The organism is Vibrio sp. (genome assembly GCF_038138445.1).
Taxonomy (GTDB): Bacteria; Pseudomonadota; Gammaproteobacteria; order Enterobacterales; family Vibrionaceae; genus Vibrio.
The window spans coordinates 1-3,408 of the sequence record NZ_JAYQDQ010000165.1 but is presented as its reverse complement, the minus strand read 5'-3'; the positions used below and the strand labels follow the sequence as shown (position 1 = coordinate 3,408).

Annotated in this window: 6 protein-coding genes; all 6 read right to left on the bottom strand. The window is 35.4% G+C overall.

Translation table 11 applies throughout. The annotated features are described in order from the left end of the window. Window positions 1–78: 78 nt before the first annotated feature. Window positions 79–336: a hypothetical protein gene (locus tag AAFM34_RS20625; RefSeq protein ID WP_341666103.1), complete on the bottom strand. Its 258-nt coding sequence runs from the start codon at window positions 334–336 to the stop codon at window positions 79–81. 71 nt (window positions 337–407) lie between these two features. After that, on the bottom strand, window positions 408–653 hold the full coding sequence (locus tag AAFM34_RS20620; protein ID WP_341666101.1) for a hypothetical protein: 246 nt from the start codon (window positions 651–653) through the stop codon (window positions 408–410). A 54-nt stretch (window positions 654–707) separates the two neighbouring features. Then, window positions 708–1,028, bottom strand: a complete 321-nt coding sequence (locus AAFM34_RS20615) for a hypothetical protein (RefSeq protein WP_341666099.1) — start codon at window positions 1,026–1,028, stop codon at window positions 708–710. A gap of 50 nt (window positions 1,029–1,078) precedes the next feature. Next, window positions 1,079–1,459 carry a hypothetical protein gene (locus AAFM34_RS20610; RefSeq protein WP_341666097.1) on the bottom strand — a complete coding sequence of 127 codons (381 nt, stop codon included), beginning with the start codon at window positions 1,457–1,459 and terminating at the stop codon, window positions 1,079–1,081. Then, on the bottom strand, window positions 1,450–1,755 hold the full coding sequence (locus AAFM34_RS20605) for a hypothetical protein (protein ID WP_341666095.1): 306 nt from the start codon (window positions 1,753–1,755) through the stop codon (window positions 1,450–1,452). Before AAFM34_RS20605 ends, AAFM34_RS20610 begins: the two co-directional genes overlap by 10 nt. Before the next feature lie 3 nt (window positions 1,756–1,758). Further along, on the bottom strand, window positions 1,759–3,408 hold a 1,650-nt coding region (locus AAFM34_RS20600; RefSeq protein WP_341666093.1), incomplete at its 5' end, for a tail fiber domain-containing protein.

Below are 3,408 nucleotides of genomic sequence, written 5' to 3'. Positions count from 1 at the left end.
CTCGCTTCCGAAAGATAAATCTTTAACAATTTCACTTGGTTGATTATATTCCATTTAATTAAATTTATAAAAGTGTGGTTAGTTAAAGGTTTTTACTACTTTGGGACCTTTTAAGAATTCAAGCCTCTTTTGGTAGTGTTCGATCGATGCATCAATTGCAGCTTCGCAACTTTTCATTGTTTCTCTGCGTGTTACATCTTTCCACTTTCCATCTTGCTCATACTCTGCTTGAAAGTACCCATTTGGTAACTGAACAATTCTCCAGTTCTTTTTGTCAGCAATGTGCTCCCAAAGCTTCCTGGTTTCTTCGGGTACTCCGCCATCACCTTGTGACACGGAGAAGGATCTATAAAAATAGGTCATGGTTAAAAAATGGTTTACTAGGTTTTGTTAAAGAAATACCAAGGCTATTCTTGATCTTCTTTAATTTCTTCGTAAGTACCGTCTTGCATGTTGATACTAACTTTTCCGTACTCTTGCTCTAATTCACCTTGCATTTTTTGAAGCTCTTCTTGCTCAGTCACTGCTCTGTGTAGCAGTAAATGCTTTTGACCTTCTAAAATACCGATCTGAGAATTAAGGTTTTGAATACTTGCAACTTTTTCTTGTAATGATTTAAGTTGCTCTTCAGAAATTTTGTTTTGTGTTGACATTGTAAATTATTTTATAATATTTCTTTATTAACTATCACAGGTTGAAATAACTATTTAAGCTTCAGGCGTTTGTTCTTCAGCAGATAACCAAGACAACTCAGTTACATCTTCAAGAGTTGGTCTAAGCTTTTTCTTAAGTGCAGAAGTAATAATTTCATCCATATGATCTGTTGGGTGATTTGCTTTTGCCCATTCAATAACTTGTTCTTCAGTTAAAGAGGTTATTTCGGTAAAGTTTTCAGGGTTAGGGGCTTCAACAGGGCAAGCACCACTAAAAACATAAGTGTCGTTAGTGTCTACGTTTGTTCCTGTATAATCAAATCTAATGTGAGTGATTACATTTGACAATCCGTCAAGTTCTGGTGCTTTTTTCAAAGCCGTAATCTTCCAGGTGTAAGTAATGTTCATTTTTAAAAATTTAAGGGTTATTTATTGAAAATTAATTTTATCCAGTTGTATCTTTTTCTATTACACAAATAATCTAAATTTGAATCATTAGTGTAAGCTTCTCTTTCAAAAGATATGTTTTCATATGCTTTACCACCGTAAAACGGTAGCTTTAATATAAACTCTAAAACATATAGTATATAAAAAGGTATTACGCCAAGTTCTAAAGCCTGCTCAAAATGTATGGTCTCGTGGTTTATTATTTCTCTACCTCTTTGTTTCCACCAGTCATCACCGTCTCTATATTTTTCTCTTAATATAATAAAAGGAAATATAGCCATACCACCTATTGGCATTAGTATAGATAAACTAACTAAAAACTTAGTATTGTATATTATTTTAGGCTTTATCATGCCCACGATGGTTTTTCTGAATCTAATACTTGATTTCTATTTTTAGCATTATACTCGTCTAGTAAATCATTTTCAGCGTCTGACTTGTCGTTTGGTCTAGCATTGTCCCAACACCACTGAATAACTTGATCTGCAGTTAAAGAGTTGTAGTCAATAAAATTAGCATCATCTTTTGGTGGTAATTTTATTAAAATATAAGTTAACTCAGTAGAGTTTTTAATTTTACACATTAATTCTACAGCAGTAATACAATTATCTTCTATTGTTTTTACAACCTTGTGTATACTCCATTCGTATTCCATATATTATGATTTTAATGTATTTATTTCTTCTTTTAATGATTCAATTTCAGCTTTTAACTCTTGTATTGACTTAACTAATATAGGAATTAATTTTCCTTGCGCTGCTTCTAATTTATCAGGATTTTCATCATAGACCAAACCAAGATATTCATCATCGACTTGTTGAAGCTCTTGCGCAATAAATCCTACTTCTTTTACTCCTACTCTTTTACCATCTCTTTGATTCCATTCAAAGGTTACAGGTCGAAGTTTTTCAATAACATTTAATCCGTAGTTACTGTCTTGAATATCTGATTTGTCTCGTTGATCTGACAAAGAAGTAATAGAAGTAACATTACATCTTAAAGCAGATATCGCGCTATTTCCTAGTGTAATTTCATTTGAAACAGAGGTAGAACTTGCTAGTGCATCATTACCAATAATAGTACAGTTTGTTCCACAACCATCAACGGTACCTCTACCAGCACTATTACCTATAATAGTACATTCAATAACACTATTACCACCATCTCTTAAAGCGTCATGACCAATAATCACATTTCGATCTCCTAAATGATCTTGTGGAGCTGACAAGCTACCTCTTGCAGCGTCAGCGCCGATAATAACGTTGTCGTTTGAAGTACTGTTTGAATAGCTCATATATATACCAGCATTAGCTCCAACAACAACATTACCTGAAGAACTAACCCCAGCATATTGACCAGCAGCATAACCAATAGCTGTGTTATTACCGCTTACATCATCGCCTGCCATTGCTTGACCACCTACAGCTGTAGAAAAAGTACCATCAATAGATGTTTCTAAAGCCTTAAAACCAATAGCGGTATTATAACTTCCCGTTGTGTTTTCTCTAAAAGTCCAATATCCTATTGCGGTGTTTCCGTTACCAGTAGTAGTATCTTCACAAGCTTTAAAACCAATAGCAACGCTCCATTGAGCCGTAGGACTTGCTCCCCAGTTATCATGACCGATAGATATCGTACTATTACCTGTCCAACCAGTTGCTTCTCCTTCTCCAATAAAAACATCGTGGTTTGTATCATCAATATCAATCCCGGTAGGTCCTGATAAATCGTTATTAAAAATACTTAAATTTATTTCATTAGCAGCTTTTCTTCTTTCAGCGCCACCATCGAGAACAATAAACTCATCTGTTCCAACCATAGTGGCAGTCATGTCAGTAAGCTCAGATAAATCTAATGTAATAGTTGGTGTTGTTGTTGGTAACGCAACATCTAATCCCACTCCAACCCCTACAGCTGTAACGGTGCCACTACCTCCTGCTCCTGCTACAGCGTTATCCACATAGGTCTTATTAGCAGCATCTGTACCTGCGGAAACTGTATCAATTCCTTGAATACGACCTGTACCGTTTAAGATAATATCACCTCCTGTAACAGTTAAATCTCCTGTAATGGTTATCCCTCCTGATCTTGTATTTAATTTTTCTGCTCCGCCATAATAGAGTCGAGTCTCACCATTTTCGTAGGCTAAAACAGCCCACTTATTATTTTGGTCATCATAAATACCTGCTGCTGTATTATCAACCATGAAAGACCAAATACCTTCTCCTGCGGTATTAGTTATCTGTAGTCCACCCCATCCTGAAGTACCTGAGTTTACAGATAATAAATCTGCTCGGTGGCTCGACTC

What these genes read in the sequence shown, in the direction of transcription:
- AAFM34_RS20620 (WP_341666101.1), bottom strand. Translation starts at nt 653, where the DNA reads ATGTCAACACAAAACAAAATTTCTGAAGAGCAACTTAAATCATTACAA.
- AAFM34_RS20605 (WP_341666095.1), bottom strand. Translation starts at nt 1,755, where the DNA reads ATGGAATACGAATGGAGTATACACAAGGTTGTAAAAACAATAGAAGAT.